General features: G+C 66.9%; 20 protein-coding genes. 11 read left to right on the forward strand and 9 right to left on the reverse strand.

Going from position 1 to position 23593, the window contains the following annotated elements; all coding sequences use genetic code 11:
* Position 1: 1 nt before the first annotated feature.
* The 5 genes from ACYVHH_RS03535 to ACYVHH_RS03555 form a co-directional block, all read right to left on the reverse strand.
* Positions 2–2197, reverse strand: a complete 2196-nt coding sequence (locus ACYVHH_RS03535; protein WP_460563673.1) for an ABC transporter permease — start codon at positions 2195–2197, stop codon at positions 2–4.
* Between the two features lie 70 nt (positions 2198–2267).
* Positions 2268–3287, reverse strand: coding sequence for an ABC transporter substrate-binding protein (locus tag ACYVHH_RS03540; protein WP_460563674.1), 1020 nt, complete (start codon positions 3285–3287; stop codon positions 2268–2270).
* 60 nt (positions 3288–3347) lie between these two features.
* Positions 3348–4412 carry an ABC transporter ATP-binding protein gene (locus ACYVHH_RS03545; protein WP_460563675.1) on the reverse strand — a complete coding sequence of 355 codons (1065 nt, stop codon included), beginning with the start codon at positions 4410–4412 and terminating at the stop codon, positions 3348–3350.
* Positions 4409–5452 (reverse strand): sensor histidine kinase, encoded by a 1044-nt coding sequence (locus ACYVHH_RS03550; RefSeq protein WP_460563676.1) that lies wholly within the window; start codon positions 5450–5452, stop codon positions 4409–4411. Before ACYVHH_RS03550 ends, ACYVHH_RS03545 begins: the two co-directional genes overlap by 4 nt.
* Positions 5449–6123 (reverse strand): response regulator transcription factor, encoded by a 675-nt coding sequence (locus ACYVHH_RS03555; RefSeq protein ID WP_460563677.1) that lies wholly within the window; start codon positions 6121–6123, stop codon positions 5449–5451. The genes ACYVHH_RS03550 and ACYVHH_RS03555 overlap by 4 nt, the downstream gene beginning before the upstream one ends.
* Positions 6124–6232: 109 nt before the next feature.
* Here ACYVHH_RS03555 and ACYVHH_RS03560 point away from each other — a divergent pair, with 109 nt between their 5' ends.
* Positions 6233–7216 (forward strand): MYG1 family protein, encoded by a 984-nt coding sequence (locus tag ACYVHH_RS03560; protein WP_460563678.1) that lies wholly within the window; start codon positions 6233–6235, stop codon positions 7214–7216.
* Between the two features lie 49 nt (positions 7217–7265).
* Here ACYVHH_RS03560 and ACYVHH_RS03565 read toward each other — a convergent pair whose 3' ends face one another.
* From ACYVHH_RS03565 to ACYVHH_RS03575, 3 genes are read right to left on the reverse strand one after another with little or no spacing between them, the layout of a single operon-like run.
* The gene (locus ACYVHH_RS03565; RefSeq protein ID WP_460563679.1) at positions 7266–8264 is read right to left on the reverse strand and encodes a DMT family transporter; all 999 of its coding nucleotides are present in this window, start codon (positions 8262–8264) and stop codon (positions 7266–7268) included.
* Positions 8261–9733 (reverse strand): aldehyde dehydrogenase (NADP(+)), encoded by a 1473-nt coding sequence (locus tag ACYVHH_RS03570; RefSeq protein ID WP_460563680.1) that lies wholly within the window; start codon positions 9731–9733, stop codon positions 8261–8263. The genes ACYVHH_RS03565 and ACYVHH_RS03570 overlap by 4 nt, the downstream gene beginning before the upstream one ends.
* A gap of 14 nt (positions 9734–9747) precedes the next feature.
* Positions 9748–10515 (reverse strand): FadR/GntR family transcriptional regulator, encoded by a 768-nt coding sequence (locus tag ACYVHH_RS03575; RefSeq protein WP_460563681.1) that lies wholly within the window; start codon positions 10513–10515, stop codon positions 9748–9750.
* Positions 10516–10655: 140 nt separating this feature from the next.
* On the opposite strand from ACYVHH_RS03575, the gene ACYVHH_RS03580 reads away from it, so the two are divergent.
* The 10 genes from ACYVHH_RS03580 (at position 10656) to garD (ending at position 21599) form a co-directional block, all read left to right on the forward strand.
* A complete protein-coding gene (locus ACYVHH_RS03580; protein WP_460563682.1) occupies positions 10656–11465 on the forward strand; it encodes an NAD-dependent epimerase/dehydratase family protein in 810 nt (269 codons plus the stop codon).
* Positions 11466–11467: 2 nt separating this feature from the next.
* Positions 11468–12388: an SMP-30/gluconolactonase/LRE family protein gene (locus ACYVHH_RS03585; protein WP_460563683.1), complete on the forward strand. Its 921-nt coding sequence runs from the start codon at positions 11468–11470 to the stop codon at positions 12386–12388.
* Between the two features lie 53 nt (positions 12389–12441).
* Positions 12442–13419, forward strand: coding sequence for a TRAP transporter substrate-binding protein (locus tag ACYVHH_RS03590; RefSeq protein WP_460563684.1), 978 nt, complete (start codon positions 12442–12444; stop codon positions 13417–13419).
* 125 nt (positions 13420–13544) lie between these two features.
* Entirely contained in the window at positions 13545–14105 is a 561-nt protein-coding gene (locus tag ACYVHH_RS03595) for a TRAP transporter small permease (protein WP_460563685.1), read from the forward strand.
* Positions 14105–15388 (forward strand): TRAP transporter large permease, encoded by a 1284-nt coding sequence (locus tag ACYVHH_RS03600; RefSeq protein WP_460563687.1) that lies wholly within the window; start codon positions 14105–14107, stop codon positions 15386–15388. The genes ACYVHH_RS03595 and ACYVHH_RS03600 overlap by 1 nt, the downstream gene beginning before the upstream one ends.
* A 7-nt stretch (positions 15389–15395) precedes the next feature.
* Entirely contained in the window at positions 15396–16688 is a 1293-nt protein-coding gene (locus ACYVHH_RS03605; RefSeq protein ID WP_460563688.1) for a glucarate dehydratase family protein, read from the forward strand.
* A 58-nt stretch (positions 16689–16746) separates the two neighbouring features.
* Positions 16747–17745 (forward strand): Bug family tripartite tricarboxylate transporter substrate binding protein, encoded by a 999-nt coding sequence (locus tag ACYVHH_RS03610; RefSeq protein WP_460563689.1) that lies wholly within the window; start codon positions 16747–16749, stop codon positions 17743–17745.
* Between the two features lie 31 nt (positions 17746–17776).
* Positions 17777–18688: a 5-dehydro-4-deoxyglucarate dehydratase gene (gene kdgD, locus ACYVHH_RS03615; protein ID WP_460563690.1), complete on the forward strand. Its 912-nt coding sequence runs from the start codon at positions 17777–17779 to the stop codon at positions 18686–18688.
* Positions 18688–20022, forward strand: a complete 1335-nt coding sequence (gene gudD / locus ACYVHH_RS03620) for a glucarate dehydratase (RefSeq protein ID WP_460563691.1) — start codon at positions 18688–18690, stop codon at positions 20020–20022. The genes kdgD and gudD overlap by 1 nt, the downstream gene beginning before the upstream one ends.
* Positions 20023–20048: 26 nt before the next feature.
* Positions 20049–21599 (forward strand): galactarate dehydratase, encoded by a 1551-nt coding sequence (gene garD, locus ACYVHH_RS03625; protein ID WP_460563692.1) that lies wholly within the window; start codon positions 20049–20051, stop codon positions 21597–21599.
* Positions 21600–21960: 361 nt separating this feature from the next.
* Here the strand turns inward: garD and ACYVHH_RS03630 are convergent, their stop codons facing one another.
* On the reverse strand, positions 21961–23523 hold the full coding sequence (locus ACYVHH_RS03630; protein ID WP_460563693.1) for a methyl-accepting chemotaxis protein: 1563 nt from the start codon (positions 23521–23523) through the stop codon (positions 21961–21963).
* Positions 23524–23593: the final 70 nt, after the last annotated feature.

Raw genomic sequence — 23593 nt, forward strand, 5'->3', positions numbered from 1 at the left:
TTCAGTGGGGTTGCGAGCGCCTGCCGAGCTGGCGGTCGCCCACCAGGCGCTGCACTACCAGGGTGATGAGTGACATCAGCACGATGAGCACGGTGCAATACGCCAGGGCCACGCCGTAGTCGCCATTGCCCACGCGGCCGATGATGTAAGTGGTGGACAGTTCGTACTTGGCCGAGACCAGGAAGATCACCGCCGACACGGTGGTCATGGAACGCACGAAGCCATAGATGAGTGCGGCGGTGAGGGCAGGCTTGAGCAGCGGCACCACCACCCGGCGCAGCGTGGTGAGGGTGCTGGCGCGCAGCATCATGGAGGCTTCGTCCAGTGAGCGGTCCAGCTGCTTGAAGGCAGCGGTGCCCGCCCGCACGCCCACCGGCAGGTTGCGGAACACGAAGCACAGCACGATGATGAGCCCGGTGCCCGTGAGTTCGAACGGCGGCACGTTGAAGGCCAGGATGTAGCTCACGCCCAGCACCGTGCCGGGGATGGCGAAAGTGAGCAGTGCCGAGAACTCGAACGCCGACTTGCCCCGGAACTCGGTGCGCGCCAGCAGCCAGGCAATGAGCAGGCCCAGCGCGGCGCACAGCGGTGCGGCAATGCCCGCCAGCGTGACCGTGGTGAACAGCGAATTCCACGCCGTGCCCGCCCAGACCAGGCCGAACTCGCTCCATTGCACGTCAAAAGCCGCGCGGAAGTGGTTGAGCGTGATGGTGTAGTCGCGCCCCCAGGTTTGCACAAAGCCCCCTGCGAAGGCGAACAGGTACAGCGCCACCGTGAACAGCAGCCACGGCCCGGCCACGCCGATGGACACCCAGCGCACGCCGCGCGGCAGCGGCATGGGCAGGCTGGCGTCGCCCTTGCCGGTAACGGTGGTGAACTGCGAGCGGCCCAGCACCCAGCGCTGCACGAAGAACACCGTCAGCGCGAACAGCGTGAGCACCATGGCCAGGGCAGCGGCCATGCCGGGGTCGATGGCGGCGCCCACGATGGCGAAGAAGATCTCGGTGGACAGCACCGCGTACTGGCCGCCCAGGATGATCGGGTTGCCGAAGTCGGCCATGCTTTCGATGAAGCCCACCAGGAAGGCGTTGGCCAGGCCCGGCTTGAGCAGCGGCAAGGTCACGCTCGTGAAGGTGCGCCAGCGGCTGGCGCGCAGCGTCTGGGCGGCTTCTTCCAGCGATGGGCTCACGCCCTGCACCACGCCGCGCATGATCATGAAGGCGATGGGCGTGAAGGCGAACATCTGTGCCAGCCACACACCAAACACGCCATAGAACCAGCGTGAGGGCGGGATGCCGAAGGCCCATTCCATGAACTGGTTGTAGAGCCCCGCGCGGCCAAAGATGAGGATGAGTCCCAGGCCCACCACGAAGGGCGGCGTGATGATGGGCAGCATGGCCAGGGCGTTGAGCGGTTTCTTCAGGCGGGTGCCGCCGCGCTCTGCCCACAGCGCCATCAACGTGCCCATGATGGTGGTGCCTGCGGCGGTGAGCAGCGCCAGGTACAGCGTGTTCCAGGCCACGCCACACTGGCGGCCTTCGGCCAGGCAGCCCAGGCCCCAGATGCGCTCGGTGGCCAGACGCTCGATGAGCGAGGCGGGGTGGAACACACCCATGTCGTCGTGGAAGGCCGACACCATGGAGCGGGCGACCGGATACACCACGAACAGCGCCAGCAAGGCCACACAGCCAACCACCGAGGCGGCCACGAACAGGTCGGAACGGAAGTACCCCAGCCGAGCCAGCGCGGCGCCCAGCACCACCACCAGGCTGAGCAACACCACGAAGGCGCCCCAACCCATGCCGTACTGGCCGTGTGCAAGCGGCCCCCAGGCAGCTTCCAGGCTGGGGAACACCCAACCCGGCACACCGATGGTGAAGCCGCTGCCCAGCAAACCGAGCAGCCCGAGCAATGCGCCGCCGAGCAACACCCAGCCTTGGCGCCGGTCTGCGGGGAACATGAGCGCCAGGCCTGCCAGCAGCAGACCCGCCACGCCGCTCCAAAGCCAGGGCCGGTCGTGGGTGGTGGCCTGCAACAGGCCGTTGCCAAAGCCTTCACCGCTCCACACCTGGGGCAGGGCCGACAGCAAAGATCCGTCTTGCAGGAAGTACCAGGGCAGCAGCGCATAGGCCGCCAGACCGATCAGAACCCAGGTTCCGATCGCTCTGTTGGAGCGCAGGGATAAAACTCGCATCATGGCGATCACTCTTGTTGGTGCTGAAGGAGGGGGTGGCCACGCGGGCCGCACCCCATCGGCAGGGCTGGGTTCAGCGCGGCAGGCTGTTGACCTCGCGCTCCCAGCGCTGGATCAGACGGCGGCGTTCGGCCACCTGGCCGTACTTGGCGTAGTCGTAGTCGATCAGCTTGATGCGGCGGAAGTCGGGCACGCGCGGGTCTACCTTGGTGGCCTTGTTGGACGGCAGCTGGAACTGCAGCGTGGCGGCACCCAGCGCCTGGGCGGAGGGCGTCAGCGCCCACTCGTAGAACTTCTTGGCAGCGTCCAGGTTGCGGGCGCCCCGGATGATGGACATGGAGCCGATTTCGGCGCCGGTGCCATCGGACGGGGTGACCGTCTCCAGCGGGAAGCCCTGGGCTTTCTCGCCAGGGCCGTCGTGCACGAAGCTGATGGAGACGGTGGCTTCGCCACGCGCCACGGCCTTGATCGGGCCGGTGCCCGAGCGGGTGTAGGTGGCGATGTTGCCGTGCAGCTTCTTCAGGTATTCAAAGGCCTGGTCTTCGCCCATGAGCTGCACCAGCGTGGCGATCATGGTGTAGGCCGTGCCGCTGGACGCCGGGTTGGCCGACTGGATCTCGCCCTTGTATTCGGGCTTGAGCAGGTCGCTCCACAGCGTGGGCACGGGCAGGTTCTTCTTCTTGAGCAGTTCAACGTTGTAGCCAAAGCCCAGCGGACCGGAGTAGATGCCCACCGTCTTGTAGCCGGACTGCTGGGCCTGCCTTTGGGCCCATTCGTGCAACTGCGGCAGCGATGGCGAACGGTATTCCTGCGAGAGGTTCTGCTCGGCAGCCTGCAGGTGCGGGTCGCCGGTGCCGCCGAACCACACGTCTGTCTTGGGGTTGGCCCGCTCGGCCAGGATCTGTGCCAGGGCCTCGCCAGAGCCCTTGAGCGTCATGTTGACCTTGACGCCCTGGCTCTTTTCGAACGTCACGGCGATCATGCTGCACCAGGCCGCCTGGGCGGAACAGATCAGGTTGAGTTCCTTGTTCTGTGCATGCGCAGGAGCGATGGCAATGGCCAGCAGCGGAGTCAGCAGCAGGGATTTTTTCATGGTGTCTCTCTCTATTCAGGGTGGGGTTGATCGGCAGGAGGGTGGAACCGTTGGCGCCATTCAGGGGCCCGCTGGCATGGCTGTGTTGGACGGCGGCAGCACGCTGACGTCTCGTGCGCGCAGGAACAGGCTCACCGGTGAACCCGGGCGCCAGCCAGTTTGTTCCCCGGCGCGAAGGATGAACAGCGTGCCCAGGGTGGTGCTGACCTGGTATTCGGTCTGGCGGCCCACATAGGCGCGGCCGATGACTTTGCCCGCCAGCCCTTCGCCGCAGGCCGCCTCCATGCGCCAGGCTTGTGGGCGTACCACCAGCCTCAGCGGACCATGCCTGGTGCCCGGGTGGGGGCCTAGGTCCAGCGGGCCCAGCCGCAGGTGGCCGTCAGTGCCGGTGTGGGCATCGAAAATGGCTGCATCTCCCATCATCGACGCCACCGTCTCGCTGGCCGGTGTCTCGTAGATGTCACGCGGCGTGCCGACCTGAAGAATGCGCCCCTCGTGCATCAGCGCAATCTGGTCGCTCACGGCCATGGCTTCGTCCTGGTCGTGCGTCACGTAGAGCACGGTCAGGCCATGGCGGCGTTGCAGTTCGCGGATGTCTTCACGTATCTGGCGGCGCAGGGCCACGTCCAGGTTGGACAGGGGTTCGTCCAGCAGCAGCACCTTGGGTTGCAGGGCCAGTGCCCGGGCCAGGGCCACGCGCTGCTGCTGCCCGCCCGACAGTTCCGTGCTGAAGCGTCGCGCCATGCTCCCCATGCCCACCATGTCCAGCGCCTGCTGGGCGCGGGCTGCCTGTTCCTTCGGGGCCACGCCGCTGGCGCGCAGGCCGAACAGCACGTTGTCCCACACGCTCAGGTGCGGAAACAGTGCGTAGTTCTGGAACACCATGCTGACGGGGCGTTGGGCGGGCCCAAGGGTGGTCATGTCCAGCTCGTCCAGCCAAAGGCGGCCGGCGCTGGGCAGTTCCAGCCCAGCCACCAGGCGCAGCAGCGTGCTCTTGCCGCAGCCCGAAGGGCCCAGCAGCGTGGTGAGCTGCCGCCGGTGCAGGCGCAGGTGTATGCCGCGCAGTGCCCGGGTGCCGTCGGGGAATGCTTTTTCTAGGCCGTCCATGACCACCTCGGCGCTCACGTTGAGTCCTTGGCCGCGGGCGCGCCGCCTTCCGCCACTGGCAGGGGCCAGCGCACCACGGCGTCCACGCCGATCACCTTTTGATCTTGCAGGCGGTTGTAAAGCGCCACGGTGGCGTCCATGGACTGCGCGATCTGCTGGCAGATGGACAAGCCCAGGCCAATGCCGGTGCCCCCCGATGCCGATTCAAACGGTTTGAAGAGCTTGTCGCGCACGGCTTCGTCCACGCCGCCCGCGTTGTCCCAGACGATCAGTTCCGCCTCGCCGGGCAGCACACGCACCACCATGCCCAGCGCCGAGCCCTTGGGCGCGTGGTGAATGGCGTTGGACAGCAGGTTGCGCACCATTTCGCCCAGCATCCAGGGGTCGGTCTGCAGGCTCAGCGGCACCGCCTGCAGGTTGAAGTCGAGCCGCTTGCGGGCCAGCAGCGGGGCGAATTCCATGGCAATGTTGCGTGCCACCTGGGCCAGATCCACGGCGTGCCATTCGCCACGCTGCTGCAACTGCTCCACCTTGGCCAGCGCCAGCAACTGGCGCGTGAGGTGGCTGGAGCGGTCCACCGTGGCCAGCATGCGGGGAAGGGCGTCGTGCGCGTCCAGTTGGCCAGACATGAGACCCTGTAGCTGCGTGCGCAGCACCGCGAAGGGGGTACGCAGCTGGTGCGACGCATCGGCCAGAAAGCGGCGCTGCTGCGCCAGCGATTCGCGTTGCCGCAGCAGCAACTGGTCGATGGCCTCGACCAGGCCGCGCAGTTCTGTGGGGTGGTTTTGCACGGGCAGCGCGTGGTCTTCGCGGATGGCACGGCGCAGGGGCGCCTCCAGTTGCGTGACCTGGCGCATGGTGCGGCGCAGCACCCACGCAAAGGGCAGGGCCGTTGCCGCCAGCAGGTAAACGGTGTCTTGCAAGGCCCCTTCTGCAACCGGCAACACACCCCAGGCCGTGAGCCCGGCCAGCAGCAGCCGGGCCAAGGCCAACAGCGCCAGCAGTTGCAGCAGCAGCCTGCCCTGCAGGCTTTGGCACCAGGCGGTCAGGCGCTTCATGGCCGTTCGCCCAGGGCCTCATCGGCCAGGAAGTAGCCCACACCGCGCAGGGTCATGAGGCTGGCGCCTGTGCCGCTCAGCCGTTTGCGCAGGCGGTGCACCAGCACGTCGATGGCGTCGGGCCCCACCGCTTCGTTGCCAAACACGGTGTCTATCAGGTGCTCGCGGGCCACTGCCTGGTGGTTGCGCTCCATCAGCGCCTTGAGCAGCGCCAGCTCGCGCGCGGGCAGCTCCATGGGCACCGGGCCGCGGTACACCAGCCCGCTGGCACGGTCCACCCGCAGCAGGCCGCAGCGGATCTCCTCAATGCCCAGGCTGCGCCGCACCAGCGCCTTCAGGCGGGCAGTCAGCTCCTGGATGTCGAAAGGTTTGGTGAGGTAGTCGTCGGCGCCGGTGTTCAGGCCCAGCACCCGCTCCTCCACGGCGCCGCGTGCCGTCATGATCAGCACAGGCACCGCCGAGCCGCTGCCGCGCAGGTGCTCCAGCACCTCCAGCCCGTCCATGCCCGGCAGGCTCAGGTCCAGCAGCACCGCGTCGAACCGGGTGCGGCGCAGCATGGACAGGGCGTCTTCGCCGTCTGCGCAGCAGGTCACCTCGAAGCCCTCGGTGCTCAGCACCCGGCTCAAGGCGTGGACCAGGTCCAGATCGTCTTCGACCAGCAGCAGTTTCATGTTGCCGATCATGGCAGTTCAACCCCGGCTGCGCGATAGAGGAAACCTTGGGAAAGCTTGAAAGCTGGGTGAAATGTTCAGCGCCCCAAGGGCTGCCTACAATCGCCCGATGAACGAACGCCCAACACTTATTGCCACCCACAACGGTACTTTTCATGCGGACGACGTGTTCGGCGTAGGGGTTTTGATGGGCGCCTTCCCCAGCCACGAACTGCTGCGCACCCGCCAGCAGACCGCCATTGACGCGGCCGACTTTGCGGTGGACGTGGGCGGGGAATGGGTGCCCGAGCGGGGCCGCTTTGACCACCACCAGCGCGGATTCGCCGGTGCCCGCCCCGCCCAGAAGGTGAACGGCCTGGAACAGCCGGGCGTGGGCTACGCCAGTGCCGGGTTGGTCTGGTCGGTGCACGGCGCGGCCTATGCGCGTGCGCTGGCTCAGGCACGTGGCTTTGTGCTTGATGATGACGCCATCGCCAGCATCGTCCACTCCATTGACCATTCGCTGGTGCAGTACCTGGACATGGTGGACACCGGCCAGGGTGAAGTGGCGCCGGGCATCTTCGGGCTGTCTTCGCTGATCGCGCAACTCAACACCAACTGGCTGGAGGAGCGCGGGCTAAACGTGCAGGCCAAGGCGCAGTTGCAAGACGCGCGCTTTGTGGAGGCCGTGGCCATCACCCGCAAGTTTCTGGACCAGGCCATCGTCAAGAAGATCGGGCAGATTCTGGCCGTGGACACCGTGCGCCAGGCGCCGCGTTTGCTGAACGGGCGGGTGCTGCACCTGCGAGAGGGCGGCATGCCGTGGACGCGTGTGGTGGTGGACGAAATGCCCGACGTTCGCCTGGTCATCTACCCCGACTCGGACGGCAGCCAGTTCCAGGTCAAGACCGTGCCGGTTGAAGTGGGGTCTTTCGATTCCCGCATTGACTTGCCCGCTGCCTGGGCGGGCCTGCGCGACGCGGAACTGGCCGCCGTGACCGGCGTGGCCGACAGCGTGTTCTGCCACCTGAACCTGTTCATTGCAGGTGCGCGCAGCTTTGAAGGGGCGGTGCGGTTGGCGGAGTTGGCGTTGAGCGGTGCGGAGGCGGTGTGATCTGAGCGGGGGAGGTTCGCAGGGCGCGGCCAAGACCGGTCCCTGCAGCTCACCCCTCCTGGCGTTGGGTGCAGGCGGGGCCAGCAGCCGATGGCGCCTGCTCAAGACGGTGTTGCCCCGCCGCTGACGTCGTCACCATCCAGATCCCGCTGCACACCAGCACCAGCGCCACGGCGTTGTGCCAGGCCAGAATGCTTTCGCCCAGGAACGCGGCCGACAGCAGCGCGCCGAACACCGGAATGAGGAACACGTACACCGACACCGTGCCCACGCGGTTGTGCTTGAGCAGCGCCGCCCACAGGGCAAAGGCGGCGGCAGAAAGCACCACCATGTAGGCCAGCAAGGCACTGGACGCCCAGGTGAACCCTTGCAGCGTGCCGCCGCTGGCGTAGCCGCCCAGCAGCAGCACCGCACCGCCCAGGGCCAGCTGGTGGCCGGTCATCACCATCGCGTCCATGCGTTGCGACATGTGCTTGCCGTAAATGGTGCCTGCCGACAGCACGAACGCCGCCAGAACGATGAAGCCTTCGCCCAGCAGGGTGAACTCCATGTTCATCTGCCCGCCGCCGCCGAGGTTCACCACCATCACCCCGGCAAAGCCGATGGCGCAGCCCAGCGCCTTGCGGTGGGTGAGCCGGTCGTTGTGGTAGATGAAATGGGCCAGCAGCACGCTGAAGAAGGTGCCCGTGGCGTTGAGGATGGAACCCTTGACCCCGGTGACGTGCGCCAGCCCGACGTAGAAGAACACGTACTGCAGCGAGGTTTGCGTCAGCCCCAGCAATGTGAGGCGGCCCACGTCGCGCGCGTCCAGTTTCCACAGCGGCTTGCGCATGAGCGTGGCCATCACCAGCAACAGCAGCCCGGCGAACAGGAAGCGGTAGCCCGCAAAGACGAGCTGCGAGGCCACGTCGTCGCGTGCAATGTTGAACAGCGCGTACCCGTTTTTGATGGCGGGGTAGGCGCTGCCCCACAGGGCGCAGCACAGGGTGGCCAGGGCCAGCACCACCCTGGGCCTTTGCAGCAGCGGCAAGCGCTGCGCCGTGCTCAACACGGCTGGCCCTGCCGGTCCAGCAACCAGCGGGGAGCGTCTTGCAGGCAGACGGGGCGCAAAAAGCGCTGCAGCGCAGCGTCACCCACCGAGGTGGTCATGGGCGCGGTGGAGGCGGGCCACGGGCCGCCGTGTTGCTGCGCGGCGGTGACGGCCACGCCGGTGGGCACGCCCTTGAAGAGCACGCGACCGGCCACGCTGGCGGCGGTGCGTACCAGTTCGCGGTGAGCGGGGGTGTCTTCGTCCACACCCCACAGCGTCACGGTCAGGCTGCCTTGCACGGCGCGCAGCACCTGCTGCACTTCGTCCAGCGTGCGCGCACGCACGATCAGGCTGGAGGGGCCGAAAACCTCTTCACGCAAGGCGTGCTCGGCGATGAAGCGCTGGGCGTCCACCTGCGCCAGGAAGGGGCGGGGCGCTTGCGGGCCGTCGGCCTCTTGCACCAGGGCCTGGGCGCCATGGGCCAGCTGGGCTTGCGTGCCTGCGGCAAAGGCCTTGCGCATGCCTGCCGTCAGCATGGCGTGGGGTTGCTGCTGCGCCAGTGCGGCGGCCAGGGCTTCCACGAAGCGGTCGCTGGCGGGGTCGTCCAGCAGCACGATGAGGCCAGGGTTGGTGCAGAACTGGCCGCAGCCCAGGGCAATGGAGCCTGCCAGTGTGGTGGCCAGTGCGGGGCCTTGTTCGGCCAGCGCGGCGGGCAGGGCCACCACGGGGTTGATGGCGCCCAGTTCACCATAGAAGGGAATGGGCTGCGGGCGTGCCTGTGCCTCCGCCAGCAGGGCCAGGCCGCCCCGGGTGGAGCCGGTGAAGGCGGCGGCAGCAATGCCGGGGTGGCGAATGAGTGCCACGCCCACGTCGTTGCCCGCGCCCTGCACCAGGCCGATGAGGCCAGCGGGCAGGCCCTGCGCCTGCAGCACCTTTTGGATGAGACCGAACACGCGCACCGACAGGTGCGGGTGGCCTGGGTGGGCCTTGACCACCACCGGGCAGCCTGCGGCCAGGGCGCTGGCGGTGTCGCCACCCAGCACCGAAAAGGCGAACGGGAAGTTGCTGGCCGCGTACATGGCGACCGGGCCCAGGGGCCAGAGCTGGCGCGTCATGTCCGGGTGGCCCACGGGCGGGGCACCGGCCACGGCGGGGTCGTCCACACGCGCGAAGGGGGCACCGCTGGCGGCCAGGTCGGCAAAGCGGCGCAGCTGGAAGGTGGTGCGGTCCAGCTCGCCGTTCAGGCGCACGGGGCCCAGGGCGGTTTCGGTGTCGGCCAGCTCCACCAAGGCGGTGCGGTCGGCTTCCAGCGCGTCGGCCAGGCCGCGCAGCAGTTGTGCGCGCGCTTCGCCGCTGCTGGCGGCCCAGGCGGCAGAGGCCTGCGCGGCGGCTTGCACGGCGCGGTCAATGTCGGCGGCGGTGGACGCTTGAAGGGGTTGACCAAAGGCTTGGCCGGTGCGGGCTTCGACAGATTGCAGTTGAGACATGTTGGGTTGAGGGGTCAATGTGTTGCTGGCGGTTCGGTGGGCTGTGAGCGGCGCAGCCGTTCACGGCTGTTGGACAAATGCGTGCGCATGGCGGCGCGGGCAGCTTCGGCGTCTTGGGCGCGTATGGCCTGGTAGATGTTCTCGTGCTCGCTGTGCACGCGCTGCAGGTAGGCCAGGCGGCCTTCGGGCGCGGCGTCGGCAGTGTTGAGCCGCGTGCGCGGAATGATCATGGTGCCCAGGTAGGTCATCAGGTCGGCAAAGTGGCGGTTGCCGGTGGCACGTGCCACTTCCATGTGGAACTGGAAGTCCGAGGGCACGGCGTCAGACACCGCCTGGATGGACGCCTCGAAGGCGGCCAGCGCCGCTTCCATGTTGCGCAGGTGGGTGTCCTCGCGGCGCTGCGCGGCCAGCCCGGCGGCTTCGGTTTCCAGGCTGATGCGCAGCTCCAGCAGCGAGATCACGTCGGCCACGGTGGCGAAGTCTTCCGGGGCGATGCGGAAGTTGGCCGGTTCCTGCGACGCCTTCACGAAGGTGCCGATGCCATGGCGCGTTTCCACCAGCCCCGACGCCTGCAGGCGCGAAATGGCCTCGCGCACCACGGTGCGGCTCACGTCAAAGCGCTCCATCAGCGCCGACTCGGTGGGCAGCTTGTCGCCCGGCTTGAGCTGGCCTTCGCGGATGTCACCGCTGAGGCTTTGCACGATTTCGGGCACCAGGCCGCGCTGGCGCCGCTGGGGGGCGGCCGGTGCGGGCACCGGGCTTGGGGTTTTCACTAGGTCCATCACTTTTTCCTTGACACCGTGTGAAAGGCTTGGCTACATTCGCTCACGTTGTCAGACAACGTACAACAGACAACGGCATACCGGCAACTGTATCAAACCTTCGCGAATTTGTCCAAAACTGCTGCGAAACGCTGAAAATCATGAGTGAAACGCTGAAAAATCACCGAAAAATACTGCTCACGGGGGCGGCGGGCGGCTTGGGCAAGGCCTTGCGGGACCGGCTGAAAGCCAATTGCGATGTGCTTAGGTTGTCTGACAAGTCGGACATGGGCCTGGCCCAGCCTGGTGAGGAAATTGTGCTGGCCGACTTGGCCAACGCGACCGAGGTGGATGCCATGGTGGCCGGCTGCGACGCGATTGTTCACCTGGGCGGCATCTCGGTGGAGGCGCCTTTCGAGGCCATCGTGCAGGCCAACATCCTGGGCGTGTACCACCTGTACGAGGCGGCACGCAAGCACGGCGTCAAGCGCATCGTGTTCGCCAGCTCCAACCACGTCACCGGCTTTTACAAGCAGAGCGAAACCATCAACGCCGACCACCCGGCCCGCCCCGACAGCTATTACGGCGTGAGCAAGGCCTTCGGCGAGGACTTTTCGCGCTTCTACTTCGACCGTTACGGCATCGAGACGGCCTGTGTGCGCATCGGCTCGTCGTTCCCGGAGCCCCGGGACCGCCGCATGCTGGCCACCTGGCTGAGCTACGACGACCTGCACCGCCTGATCGCGGCCTGCCTGAGCACGCCGGTGCTGGGGCACAGCATCATCTTCGGCATGTCGGACAACGCGGTGACGTGGTGGGACAACTCGCGTGCGCGCCATGTGGGCTATGTGCCGCAAGACAGTTCCGACGTGTTCCGCGAGGCGGTGTACGCCCGTACCAGCGCGCCCGATTTGAACGACCCTGCTGCTGTTTACCAGGGCGGTGCCTTTGTGAAGGCTGGGCCGTTCTGATCATGAGCGCCACCGCCGAACTGCTGCTGGACGCCCGCTGCGGCGTGGGCGAAAGCCCCGTGTGGAGCGCGCGCCACCAGGCCCTGTACTGGGTGGACATCCCCGCCCGGCGCCTGTGGTGCTGGCAGGCCGTCAGCGGCCAGGCGCGCTTCTGGGAAGCAAAGCAACAGATCGCCTGCATCGCCCTGCAAGCGGGCAGCGAAAACCACCCGCATGGCGGTTGGATAGCGGGCATGGAAGGCGGCATCGCCCTGTTGACCCCCGCAGACGACGGCCGCCTGACCGTGGAACCGCTGGTGGGCGTGGACCACCCCCACACAGGCATGCGCTTCAACGACGGCCGCTGCGACCGCCAGGGCCGCTTCTGGGCAGGCACCATGGTGGCCGACATGTCGCTCGCCGCCGTGCAGGGCACGGTGTACCGGCTGGACGGCGGCCCCAGCCGTGAAAGCCTGCGCGCCACCCCCGTCATTCCCGGCTTCATCACCCCCAACGGCATGGCCTTCAGCCCTGATGGGCGCACCATGTACCTCTCGGATTCACACCCGCAGGTGCAGACCGTGTGGGCCTTCGATTACGACCCCGACACCGGCACGCCCAGCAACCGCCGCGTGTTCATCGACTTCAAACCCCTGCCCGGCCGCCCCGACGGCGCTGCCGTGGACGCCGACGGCTGCTACTGGATCTGCGGCAACGACGCGGGCCTGGTGCACCGCTTTACACCCGAAGGACGGCTCGACCGTTCGCTACCCGTGCCCGTGAAAAAGCCTGCCATGTGCGCCTTCGGCGGCCCCGGGCTCGACACCTTGTTCGTCACCTCCATACGGCCCGGCGGCGATGTGTCCGACCAGCCCCTGGCCGGGGGATTGTTTGCACTTCGTCCGGGCGTGAGGGGCCTGGACGAGCCGCAGGGCGTCGTTTGACGCCGGGCGGTCATTCTTCACCCTTGCTTACCCACCACCCAACAGGAGACACCATGAAAACACCCCGCCGACTGATGCTGGCGCTTGCGCTGGCAGGCCTGCTGCCCGTGGCCGCACAGGCACAGAACATCGTGCTCAAGTCGCACGACACCCACCCCGCTGGCTACCCCACCGTGGTGGCCGTGGACAACATGGGCAAGAAGCTGGACGCCGCCACCAACGGCCGCATCAAGGTTCAGATGTTCCCGGGCGCCGTGCTGGGCCAGGAAAAGGAAGCCGTGGAACAGGTGCAGCTGGGCGCCATCCAGATGGCGCGAATCTCGCTGGGCGTGATCGGCCCCGTGGTGCCCGAGGTGGACGTGTTCAACATGCCCTTCGTGTTCCGTGACATTGCCCACATGCGCGCAGTGATCGACGGCCCCGTGGGTGACGAACTGCTGGCCAAGGTGACGGCCAGCCCGGCACGCCTGGTAGGCCTGGGCTGGATGGACGGCGGTGCGCGCAGCCTGTACACCAAGAAGCCGGTGCGCAAGCCCGAAGACCTGAAGGGCCAGAAGGTGCGCATGATGGGCAACCCACTGTTCGTGGACACCATGAACGCCATGGGCGGCAACGGCATCGCCATGGCCTACGGTGAGGTGTTCACCTCGCTGCAGACCGGCGTGATCGACGGTGCCGAGAACAACCCGCCCAGCTATTTCACCGCCAACCACTACAACACCCCGGCCAAGTACTACAGCCAGACCAACCACCTGATCATCCCTGAGATTCTGGTGATGTCCAAGGTGACCTGGGACAAGCTGACCCCCGCCGACCAGGCCCTGGTGAAGAAGCTGGCGCGCGAAGCCCAGCTGGAACAGCGCGCCCTGTGGGACAAGAGCGTGGAGGAGTACACCGCCAAGCTCAAGGCCGCCGGTGTCGAGTTCATCAACATCGACAACAAGCCCTTCTACGACGCCACCGAGCCGGTGCGTCAGAAGTACGGCGCCAAGCATGCTGACCTGATGAAGCGCATCGCTGCGGTGAAGTAAGCACCCCCTTCACCTCATCGCGGTTTTCCCCCTGAGGGCAAGCACACCTGCGGTCCGGCCCAGCCGGTTCCGCGGTGTGTGCCGGATGCGGGTTCCTGCGTCTCTCCTTCTCTTGTGAGCTTTCTATGAGTCACCACTCGCCTGGCGGACATCCTGTCTCGCGCCTGCTGGACCTGGTCTACCTGACCTGCATCTGGGTGGCGGGGGCGTGCATCTTTCTGATGTCGCTCTTCATTCCCTGGGGCATTTTTTCGCGCTACGTGCTGGGCACCGGTTCGCAGTGGCCCGAGCCCATCTCCATCCTGCTGATGGTGGTGTTCACCTTCCTGGGGGCCGCGTGCAGCTACCGCGCCGGGGCGCACATTGCCGTCGAAATGCTCACGCAGCGCCTGCCCTCCACAGTGCGGCGCCCGCTGCGCGGCGTGGTGCACGTGCTGATGCTGGTGGTTTCGCTGTTCATGCTCTGGTATGGCGCGCAGCTGTGCATGGGCACCTGGGGCCAGTCCATCCCCGAACTGCCGTGGATGCCCGTGGGCTTCACCTACCTGCCCGTACCCATCGGCGGCGCGGTGACTGCCCTGTTCGTGCTCGAACACATCTTCCTGGGTGACCAGAGTCGCCGCGCGGTCGTCACCTTCGACCACGAGCCTGCTCACCCCAAAACCAACGCCGAAGGAGCCGCATGATGGAAGCCTGGGTCCTGCTCGGCAGTTTTTTCGTGCTGATCCTGATCGGCACCCCCGTGGCCTACGCCATGGGCATCGCCGCCCTGATCGGCGCCTGGTGGATCGACATCCCGCTGGACGCGGTGATGATCGCCATTGCCAACGGCGTCAACAAGTTCTCGCTGCTGGCCATTCCGTTCTTCGTGCTGGCCGGTGCCATCATGGCCGAAGGCGGCATGGCACGGCGCCTGGTGGCGTTCGCCAACGTGCTGGTCGGTTTCATCCGCGGCGGCCTGTCGCTGGTCAACATCCTGGCCTCCACCTTCTTCGGTGCCATCTCGGGCTCGTCCATGGCCGACACGGCATCGGTAGGCACCGTGCTCATCCCCGAGATGGAGAAGAAGGGCTACCCGCGCGACTTTGCCACGGCGGTCACGGTATCGGGTTCGGTGCAGGCCATCCTCATCCCGCCCAGTCACAACGCGGTCATCTATTCGCTCGCAGCAGGTGGCACGGTGTCCATCGCGGCGCTGTTCATCGCCGGGGTGCTGCCGGGCCTGCTGCTGGGGCTGACGCTCGCCGTCATGTGCCTGTTCATGGCCCGCAAGCGCAACTACCCCAAGGGCGAGGTGATTCCGATGCGCCAGGCGCTGAAGATCTGCGCCGACGCGCTCTGGGGCCTGATGACCATGGTCATCATCCTCGGCGGCATCTTGAGTGGCGTGTTCACCCCCACCGAGTCGGCCTCCATCGCGGTGCTCTGGGCCTTCTTCGTGACCATGTTCATCTACCGCGACTACCGCTGGAACGAGACACCCAAACTCGTGCACCGCACGGTCAAGACGCTGTCCATCGTGATGATCCTGATCGCGTTCGCCGCTAGCTTCGGCTACATCATGACGCTGATGCAGATTCCGCTGCAGATCACCACCGCGCTGACCACGCTCTCGGACAACCGCTACGTGATCCTGGCGCTGATCAACGTGCTGCTGCTGGTGCTGGGCACGCTGATGGACATGGCGCCGCTGATCCTGATCCTCACGCCCATCCTGCTGCCGGTCATCAAGAGCATTGGCGTGGACCCGGTGCACTTCGGCATGATCATGATGGTGAACCTGGGCATCGGCCTGATCACCCCGCCCGTGGGCGGCGTGCTCTTCGTTGGCGCGGCCGTGGCCAAGCTGCCGATGGAGCAGGTGGTCAAGGCGCTCGCGCCCTTCTTCTTCGCGCTGCTGCTGGTGCTGATCGCGGTCACCTACATTCCCGCGCTGTCGCTCTGGCTGCCCGGCCTGCTGTTGAACTGAGGTGGCCATGACGACACACGCCATCCGCCACGTCCGCGTCACGCCCATCGCGTTCCGCGACCCGCCGTTGCTCAACGCGGCCGGCATCCACGAGTCGTGGGCGCTGCGCTCGATCATCGAGATCGAAACCGACTCGGGCCTGGTCGGCATCAACGAAAGCTACGGCGACCTGCCCATGCTGGAGGCGCTGGCCAAGGCGGCGCCCGCGCTCAACGGCCTGTCGCCCTGGGCGCTGAACGAGATGGAAACGCGCGTCGCTGCGCTGGTGGCACCGCCACAAGCAGCTTCGTCCGAGTTCCTGGGTACGCAAATCTCACTGGCGCCGGGCACGCACGTGTCCAAGACGGTGGCCAAGGTGATCAGCGCTTTTGAAGTGGCCATGATGGACCTGCAGGGCCAGCTGGCCAACGCCCCCGTGGTGGACCTGCTGGGTGGCGCCGCGCGCGACGCCGTGCCCTTCAGTGCCTACCTGTTCTACAAGTACGCCGAGCACATTGAAAAGCCCTATGCGCCCGACCCCTGGGGCGAGGCCATCACCCCTGAACAGCTGGTGGCACAGGCTCGCCGAATGATCGGGCAATACGGCTTCAAGAGCATCAAGCTGAAGGCCGGTGCGCTGCCGCCCGAGCAAGAGGCCGCAGGCATTCTGGCGCTGGCCAAGGCCTTTCCTGGCGCGCCGCTGCGCATCGACCCCAACGCCAACTGGAGCGTGGCCACCAGCCTGCGCATTCTGGAGCAGCTGCGCGGCGTGCTGGAGTACTACGAAGACCCAGCCCCCGGCCTGGACGGCATGGCCGCCGTGGCCCAGGCGTGCGACGTGCCGCTGGCCACCAACATGGTGGTCACCGACCTGAAGGAATTCCGCCGCAACGCCGAGATGGGCTGCCCGGTGAAGATCGTGTTGAGCGACCACCACTACTGGGGCGGTCTGCGTGCCACCCAGCGCCTGGCGTTGATGTGCGAGACCTTCGGCCTGGGCCTGTCCATGCACTCCAACTCCCATCTGGGCATCAGCCTGACGGCCATGACCCACCTGGCCGCGTCGGTGCCGTTGCTGTCCTATGCCTGCGACACGCACTACCCCTGGCAGGACGACGAGGTGGTGCAGGGCGGGCGGCTGAAGTTTGAAGACGGCAGCCTGCGCGTGCCGCGCACCCCCGGCCTGGGCGTGACGCTGGACCGCGAGGCCCTGGCACGCCTGCACGACAACTACCTGAACACCACCATCCGCAACCGCGACGACCTGGCGCAGATGCGCAAGTACGACCCGGCCTTCACCGGGCGGCAGCCGCGTTTTTGAAGACCCTGATTCACCCGCCCCGACAACCTCCCGCCCAACCACACAAAGGAGACACGCCATGCAACGCCGCACTCTGATTCGCCATACCCTCGCCACCAGCACCGCCTTGCTGGCAGGCGCATTGACTACCCTGCCCGTTGCTGCCCAGAGCGGCTGGCCGACGGCCAAGCCCATTACCTACGTGGTGCCTTTCCCCCCCGGCGGCAACACCGATACCCTGGCCCGTCTGATTGCGCCCGCGCTGGCCACGGCACTGGGCACACCTGTGGTCATCGACAACAGGGCCGGTGCCGGTGGAAGCGTCGGTTCTGCCTCTGCCTCCCGTGCGCCTGCCGACGGCTACACGATTCTTGGTGGCACCATCAGCTCCCATTCCATCAACGTCAGCCTCTACACCAACCCTATCGGGTACGACCCGGTGAAGTCCTTTGCTCCCGTTGCCATGCTGGGTTCGGGCCCGCTGGTATTGGCTGTTCCGGCATCCAGCCCTTACAAAACGCTCAAAGACGTGCTGGCCGCCAGCAAGGCCAAGAACGGGGGGCTGACTTCAGCTTCGCCGGGCATTGGCACCTCGCCGCACATGGCCCTGGAACTGCTGGCCCATCAGACGGGCGTGAAATTCACCCATGCGCCGTACCGGGGCTCCGGGCCGGCCGTTCAAGATTTGCTCGGCGGGCAAGTGGACATGATGTTTGACACTTCACTGATCGTCGGTCCACACATCCAGACCGGCCGGCTGCGCCCGATCGCAGTCACCAGTTCCAAGCGGCTGGAGTCGCTGCCCGACGTGCCCACCATCGCTGAAGCCGGCCAGCGCGGGTTCGACATGGGTTCCTGGCAAGCCGTGTTCGCACCAGCCGGGACACCGCAGCCCATCGTGGACCGGCTGCACGCCGAAATCATGAAGATCGTTGCCACCCCCGAGGTGCAAGCGCGCCTGAAAGGGTTTGGCATGGTGCCGTCCAACATGAAGCCTGCCGAACTGGGCGAATACCAGAAAGCCGAAGTCGCCAAATGGGCCGAAGTGATCAAGGCCGCCGGCATCAAGGCGGAATAACTCACCATCTGACAAACACGAGTCACACACCATGCATCCTCAAGACCTCAAGAACATCATGTCCTCCGGCCTGCTGTCGTTTCCGCTGACGGACTTCGACGCGCAGGGCAACTTCAACCCGCGCGGCTACGCCGAGCGCCTGGAATGGCTGGCCCCCTACGGCGCAAGCGCCCTGTTTGCCGCGGGCGGCACGGGCGAGTTCTTCTCGCTGACTGCGCAGGAATACCCCGACATCATCCGCACCGCCGTGCAAACCTGCCGTGGCAAGGTGCCCATCATCGCGGGTGCAGGCGGTCCCACGCGCTTCGCCATCGAATGCGCGCAGGAAGCCGAGCGCCAGGGCGCGCACGGCATCCTGCTGCTGCCGCACTACCTGACCGAAGCCGGGCAGGAAGGCCTGATCGCCCACGTGGAGGCGGTGTGCAAGAGCGTCAAGTTCGGCGTCATCGTCTATAACCGCAACGTCTGCAAGCTCACGCCCGAATCGCTGGCCACGCTGGCCGAGCGCTGCCCCAACCTGGTGGGCTTCAAGGACGGCATTGGCGACATCGAGCTGATGTCCTCCATCTACATGCACATGGGCGACCGCTTTGCCTACCTGGGCGGCCTGCCCACGGCCGAGGTCTACGCCGCCGCCTACAAGGCGCTGGGCACGCCGGTGTATTCGTCGGCGGTGTTCAACTTCATTCCCAGGACGGCCATGGCCTTCTACGAAGCCGTGCGCACCGACGACATGGCGACCCAGCACAAGTTGCTCAAAGAGTTCTTCATGCCCTACCTGAAGATCCGCAACCGCGTGCAGGGCTATGCAGTCAGCATCGTCAAGGCCGGTGCCACGTTGGTGGGCCATTCGGCCGGCCCGGTGCGTGCGCCGCTGACCGACCTCAAGCCCGCCGAGATGGAAGAGCTGCAGGCGCTGATCGCCAAGCTCGGGCCCCAGTGATGAACGCCTCATCCGCCCCCGTCGTTTCGTCGATGCGCGTGATCCCGGTTGCGGGGCGCGACGGCATGCTGCTTAACCTGTCGGGCGCGCACGCGCCGTTCTTCACGCGCAACCTGGTCATCGTTACCGACAACGCTGGGCACACCGGCGTGGGTGAAGTGCCCGGTGGTGAAAAGATCCGCCAGACGCTGGAAGATGCCCGCCCGCTGGTGGAAGGCCAGTCCATCGGCAACCTGCAGGCCGTTCTGAACGCCATGCGCGTGAAGTTCGCCGACCGCGACAGCGGCGGGCGCGGCCTGCAGACCTTCGACCTGCGCACCACTATCCATGCCGTGACCGCCGTGGAGTCGGCCCTGCTGGACCTGCAAGGCCAACACCTGGGCGTGCCCGTGGCGGCATTGCTGGGCGAAGGCCAGCAGCGCGACGCGGTGCAGATGCTGGGTTACCTGTTCTTCGTGGGCGACCGGCTGAAAACCGACTTGCCCTACGTGAGCGAACCCGATAACGCCGACGACTGGTGCCGCCTGCGCCACGAGGCGGCCATGACGCCCGAGGCCGTGGTGCGCCTGGCCGAGGCCGCGCAGAAGCGCTATGGCTTCCAGGACTTCAAGCTCAAGGGTGGTGTGCTGAGCGGCGACGCCGAAGTGGAGGCCGTGACCGCGTTGCACGAGCGCTTCCCCGAGGCGCGCGTGACGCTGGACCCCAACGGCGGCTGGCTGCTGAAGGACGCCATCCGCCTGGGCCACAAGATGCGCGGCGTGGTGGCCTACGCCGAGGACCCGTGCGGCGCAGAAGAAGGTTTCAGCGGCCGCGAGGTGATGGCCGAGTTCCGCCGCGCCACCGGCCTGCCCACCGCCACCAACATGGTGGCCACCGACTGGCGCCAGATGGCCCATTCGCTGGCGCTGCAGAGCGTGGACATTCCGCTGGCCGACCCGCACTTCTGGACCATGGCGGGCAGCGTCCGCGTGGCGCAGACCTGCCGCGACTGGGGCCTGACCTGGGGTTCGCACTCCAACAACCATTTCGACGTGTCCCTGGCCATGTTCACCCACGTGGGCGCGGCTGCGCCGGGCAAGGTCACGGCCATCGACACGCACTGGATCTGGCAGGATGGCCAACGCCTGACCAAGGAGCCGCTGAAGATCGAAGGCGGCTACGTGCAGGTGCCCCAGAAGCCGGGCCTGGGCGTGGAGCTGGACATGGCCGAGGTGGAAAAGGCCCACCAGCTCTACATGCAGCACGGCCTGGGCGCGCGTGACGACGCCATCGCCATGCAGTACCTGATACCCGGCTGGAAGTTCGACCCCAAGCGGCCCTGCCTGGTGCGTTGAATGGTGCTTTGAAGCGAGAGAACACCATGTCAGAGCCCATTGCCCCCCGCGCCATCCGCATGCACCCGGCGGACAACGTGGCTATCGTCGTCAACGACGGCGGCCTGCCGCGCGGTGCCACGCTGCCCGGCGGCCCCACGTTGGTGGACGCCGTGCCCCAGGGCCACAAGGTGGCGCTGCAAGACCTGCCCGCTGGCAGCGAGGTGCTCCGCTACAACGTGGTCATCGGCCACACGGCGGTGGACATTGCCGCTGGTGGCTGGGTGAACGAGCAGCGGCTGCGCATGCCCGCAGCCCGTTCGCTGGAAGGCCTGCCCGCGCCGCAGCCGCCCGCCGAACTGCCGCCGCTGCAGGGACACACCTTCCAGGGCTACCGCAACGCCGACGGCAGCGTGGGCACGCGCAACCTGCTGGCCATCACCACCACCGTGCAATGCGTGGCCGGGGTGCTGGACGTGGCGGTGGAACGCATCAAGAAAGAACTGCTGCCGCACTACCCCAACGTGGATGGCGTGGTGGGCCTGGAGCACACCTACGGCTGCGGCGTGGCCATTGACGCGCCCGACGCCATCATCCCCATCCGTACGCTGCGCAACCTGGCCAGCAACCCCAACTTTGGCGGCGAGGTGATGGTGGTGAGCCTGGGCTGCGAAAAGCTGCAGCCCGAGCGTTTGCTGCCGCCTGGCAGCATTCCGATTGCCGACGAGCGCGACGCTGGGCTGGACGTGGTCTGCCTGCAGGACGACAAGCACGTGGGCTTCATGTCGATGATCGACAGCATCCTGGCCCAGGCGCGCGTGCACTTGGAGCGGCTCAACCGCCGCCAGCGCGAGACCTGCCCCGTGTCGGACTTGGTGGTGGGCGTGCAGTGCGGCGGGAGCGATGCGTTTTCTGGCGTGACGGCCAACCCGGCGGTGGGTTTTGCCACCGACCTGCTGGTGCGCGCGGGCGCCACGGTGATGTTCAGCGAGAACACCGAGGTGCGTGACGCGGTGGACCAGCTCACCCGCCGCGCCGCCACGCCCGAGGTGGCGCAGGCGATTGTGCGCGAGCTGGGCTGGTACGACGCCTACCTGGAGCGCGGCCAGGTGGACCGCAGTGCCAACACCACGCCGGGCAACAAGAAGGGTGGCTTGTCGAATATTGTGGAAAAGGCGATGGGCTCCATCGTCAAGAGCGGCACGGGGCCTATTCACGGGGTGATTGCGCCAGGAGAGAAGGTGCGTCAGAAGGGCCTGATCTTTGCCGCCACGCCCGCGAGCGATTTCATCTGCGGCACGCTGCAGCTGGCTGCGGGCATGAACCTGCACGTGTTCACCACGGGGCGGGGCACGCCCTATGGGCTGGCCGAGTGCCCGGTGATCAAGGTGGCGACGCGCGATGATCTGGCGCGGCGCTGGCACGACCTGATGGACCTGAACGCGGGGCGCATTGCCAGCGGCGGCGCGAGCATCGAGGAGCTGGGCTGGGAGCTGTTCCACCTGATGCTGGACGTGGCCAGCGGCAAGCGCACGTGGGCGGAGCAGTGGAAGCTGCACAACGCGCTGGTGCTGTTCAATCCGGCGCCGGTGACTTGATCTTCGTCTGGTTGCTGTATAGACCTCGCTTGCTGCGGCAGGCCTGGCCCTGCGGGGGCTCATGCTGTGTCGGTCGGCGCCCTGGGCGCCGACTCCGCTGCGTCCACCTGTCTGGGGCCGGTGCGGTGGAACTCACTGCGCGCTTGCAGCGCTCCGTTCGAACAGCCACCGCAAGTCAGTGACGAAGCGCGCTAAAGCGCGCCCGGCCCCAGACAGGCGGTCACAGCCGCCACAGAAATCGCCCCCACAGCGCCAGGCGTGCCGCAACCAACCAGCATGGTGGAGCGCCAGCCCCTGTGCGCACACGCCTTGACCGCCAATAACCTGAGCACGCAAACCTTGGCCGCACACATCCTGAAGGTCACCCCACCGTCAGCAGCCTCTGCCCCGCTGGCAAGGCAAAGCGCCTGACCAGCCCCTCCATCAACGTCACTTGATCGTGCAGCGACGCCGTGGCCGCCGCGCTCTGCTCCACCAGGGCTGCGTTCTGCTGCGTCATGCCATCCAGTTCGGTCACGCTCGCGTACACCTGCTGCATGTCGCGCATCTGGCTGCCGGTGGCGTGCGACACCTGGGTCACGATGTCACTCACCTGCTGCACGGCATTCACCAGTTGCTGCATGGCCTGCCCCGCGCCGTCCACCAAATCCGCAGCCCGGTTCACGCCATCCACCGAATTGCCGATGAGCGCCTTGATCTCCTTGGCTGCCTCGGCGCTGCGCCCGGCCAGCGCGCGCACTTCCGCCGCCACCACGGCAAAGCCCCGGCCCGCCTCGCCCGCGCGTGCGGCTTCCACGGCTGCGTTCAGCGCCAGGATGTTCGTCTGGAAGGCAATGCCGTCGATCACACCGATGATCTCCACCACCTTGCTGGACGACGCATGGATCTCGTGCATCGTGCTCACCACGTCGCCCACCGTCTGCCCGTTGGCCTGCGCAACCTGGTAAGCAGACTGCGCCAGTTCGCTGGCATGCCGGCTGGCCTCGGCCGCTTCGCGCAGGCTGGTGTTCAGGTGGTTCATCACCCCTGTGGTCTGCTGCAGGTTGCTGGCGGTGTGCTCGGTGCGGTCCGACAGGTTCTGGTTGCCGCTGGCGATCTCGGCGCTGGCCAGGCTGATGTTGCTGGCCGAGCCGTGCACTTGCTCCAGCAGTGCCGCCAGCGACGCCACCATGCCCTGCAGCGCGCGCAGCACGTCACCCATCTCGTCGCGCCGCGTGGTGTCCATGCGTACCGCCAGGTTGCCCTGGCCGATGGCGTTGGCCGTGTCCACAATGCGCTGCAGCGGCTCGCACACGTTGCGCTGCAGCAGCCGCGTGCCCAGCGAAATGCCCACGGCGATGAAGGCCATGATGCCTGCCACCATCCACACCGTGCGCATGCGCTCCTGCCCCGCCTTGTCGCGCAGGGCCGTGGCGCCCGTTTCGGTGAGCGCCACCAGCTGGCGCAACGCCTTGGTGAAGGCTTGCAGCCGGGGTTGCACCTCTTGCCGCACATGGGCCTGCACGGCGGCCATATCACCCGTGGCGTGCAGGCTGCGGGCCTGTTCCAGCGCCTGTGCCAGGGCCGCTTCGCGCGCCAGTACGTTGGCCAGTTCGCGTTGTTCGTCGGGGGCCTGCAGCAGGCGGCCCAGTTCGGCCTTGAGCTGGCCGATGGCATTGGCCGTGGGGGTGGCGTCGGTCAGCAAAAGCTGTGCGGCGGTGTCGTCGGCCGCCAGGGCTGCGCCTACCTGGCGCATGGCATTCGCCTCGGCCAGGCCGCTCCAGCGCGCCGCGCCTTCCAGCTTGGCCTGCTGCTCACTTTGCTGGCGGGCGGTCTCGGCTTGCGAACGCACCGTCCGCACGGCCGAACCGGCAGACATGGCAATCAGCGCCACCGTCACCACCAGCGTAGGCAACCACAGTTTGACGGCAATACTCAAGCGCATCGGGTGACTCCTGATGAAAAAACGAACGATCGTTCGATATCTTGCGACAGACTTGCGCCGCGCAAACATC

It is taken from the genome of Hydrogenophaga aquatica (assembly GCF_054780915.1).

Coding starts and splice junctions, on each gene's coding strand:
- garD (WP_460563692.1), top strand. CDS start 20,049: ATGTCAGAGCCCATTGCCCCCCGCGCCATCCGCATGCACCCGGCGGAC.
- ACYVHH_RS03610 (WP_460563689.1), top strand. CDS start 16,747: ATGCAACGCCGCACTCTGATTCGCCATACCCTCGCCACCAGCACCGCC.
- gudD (WP_460563691.1), top strand. CDS start 18,688: ATGAACGCCTCATCCGCCCCCGTCGTTTCGTCGATGCGCGTGATCCCG.
- ACYVHH_RS03585 (WP_460563683.1), top strand. CDS start 11,468: ATGAGCGCCACCGCCGAACTGCTGCTGGACGCCCGCTGCGGCGTGGGC.
- ACYVHH_RS03600 (WP_460563687.1), top strand. CDS start 14,105: ATGGAAGCCTGGGTCCTGCTCGGCAGTTTTTTCGTGCTGATCCTGATC.
- ACYVHH_RS03535 (WP_460563673.1), bottom strand. CDS start 2,197: ATGATGCGAGTTTTATCCCTGCGCTCCAACAGAGCGATCGGAACCTGG.
- kdgD (WP_460563690.1), top strand. CDS start 17,777: ATGCATCCTCAAGACCTCAAGAACATCATGTCCTCCGGCCTGCTGTCG.
- ACYVHH_RS03595 (WP_460563685.1), top strand. CDS start 13,545: ATGAGTCACCACTCGCCTGGCGGACATCCTGTCTCGCGCCTGCTGGAC.
- ACYVHH_RS03570 (WP_460563680.1), bottom strand. CDS start 9,733: ATGTCTCAACTGCAATCTGTCGAAGCCCGCACCGGCCAAGCCTTTGGT.
- ACYVHH_RS03550 (WP_460563676.1), bottom strand. CDS start 5,452: ATGAAGCGCCTGACCGCCTGGTGCCAAAGCCTGCAGGGCAGGCTGCTG.
- ACYVHH_RS03580 (WP_460563682.1), top strand. CDS start 10,656: ATGAGTGAAACGCTGAAAAATCACCGAAAAATACTGCTCACGGGGGCG.
- ACYVHH_RS03555 (WP_460563677.1), bottom strand. CDS start 6,123: ATGAAACTGCTGCTGGTCGAAGACGATCTGGACCTGGTCCACGCCTTG.
- ACYVHH_RS03605 (WP_460563688.1), top strand. CDS start 15,396: ATGACGACACACGCCATCCGCCACGTCCGCGTCACGCCCATCGCGTTC.
- ACYVHH_RS03540 (WP_460563674.1), bottom strand. CDS start 3,287: ATGAAAAAATCCCTGCTGCTGACTCCGCTGCTGGCCATTGCCATCGCT.
- ACYVHH_RS03590 (WP_460563684.1), top strand. CDS start 12,442: ATGAAAACACCCCGCCGACTGATGCTGGCGCTTGCGCTGGCAGGCCTG.
- ACYVHH_RS03630 (WP_460563693.1), bottom strand. CDS start 23,523: ATGCGCTTGAGTATTGCCGTCAAACTGTGGTTGCCTACGCTGGTGGTG.
- ACYVHH_RS03560 (WP_460563678.1), top strand. CDS start 6,233: ATGAACGAACGCCCAACACTTATTGCCACCCACAACGGTACTTTTCAT.
- ACYVHH_RS03575 (WP_460563681.1), bottom strand. CDS start 10,515: ATGGACCTAGTGAAAACCCCAAGCCCGGTGCCCGCACCGGCCGCCCCC.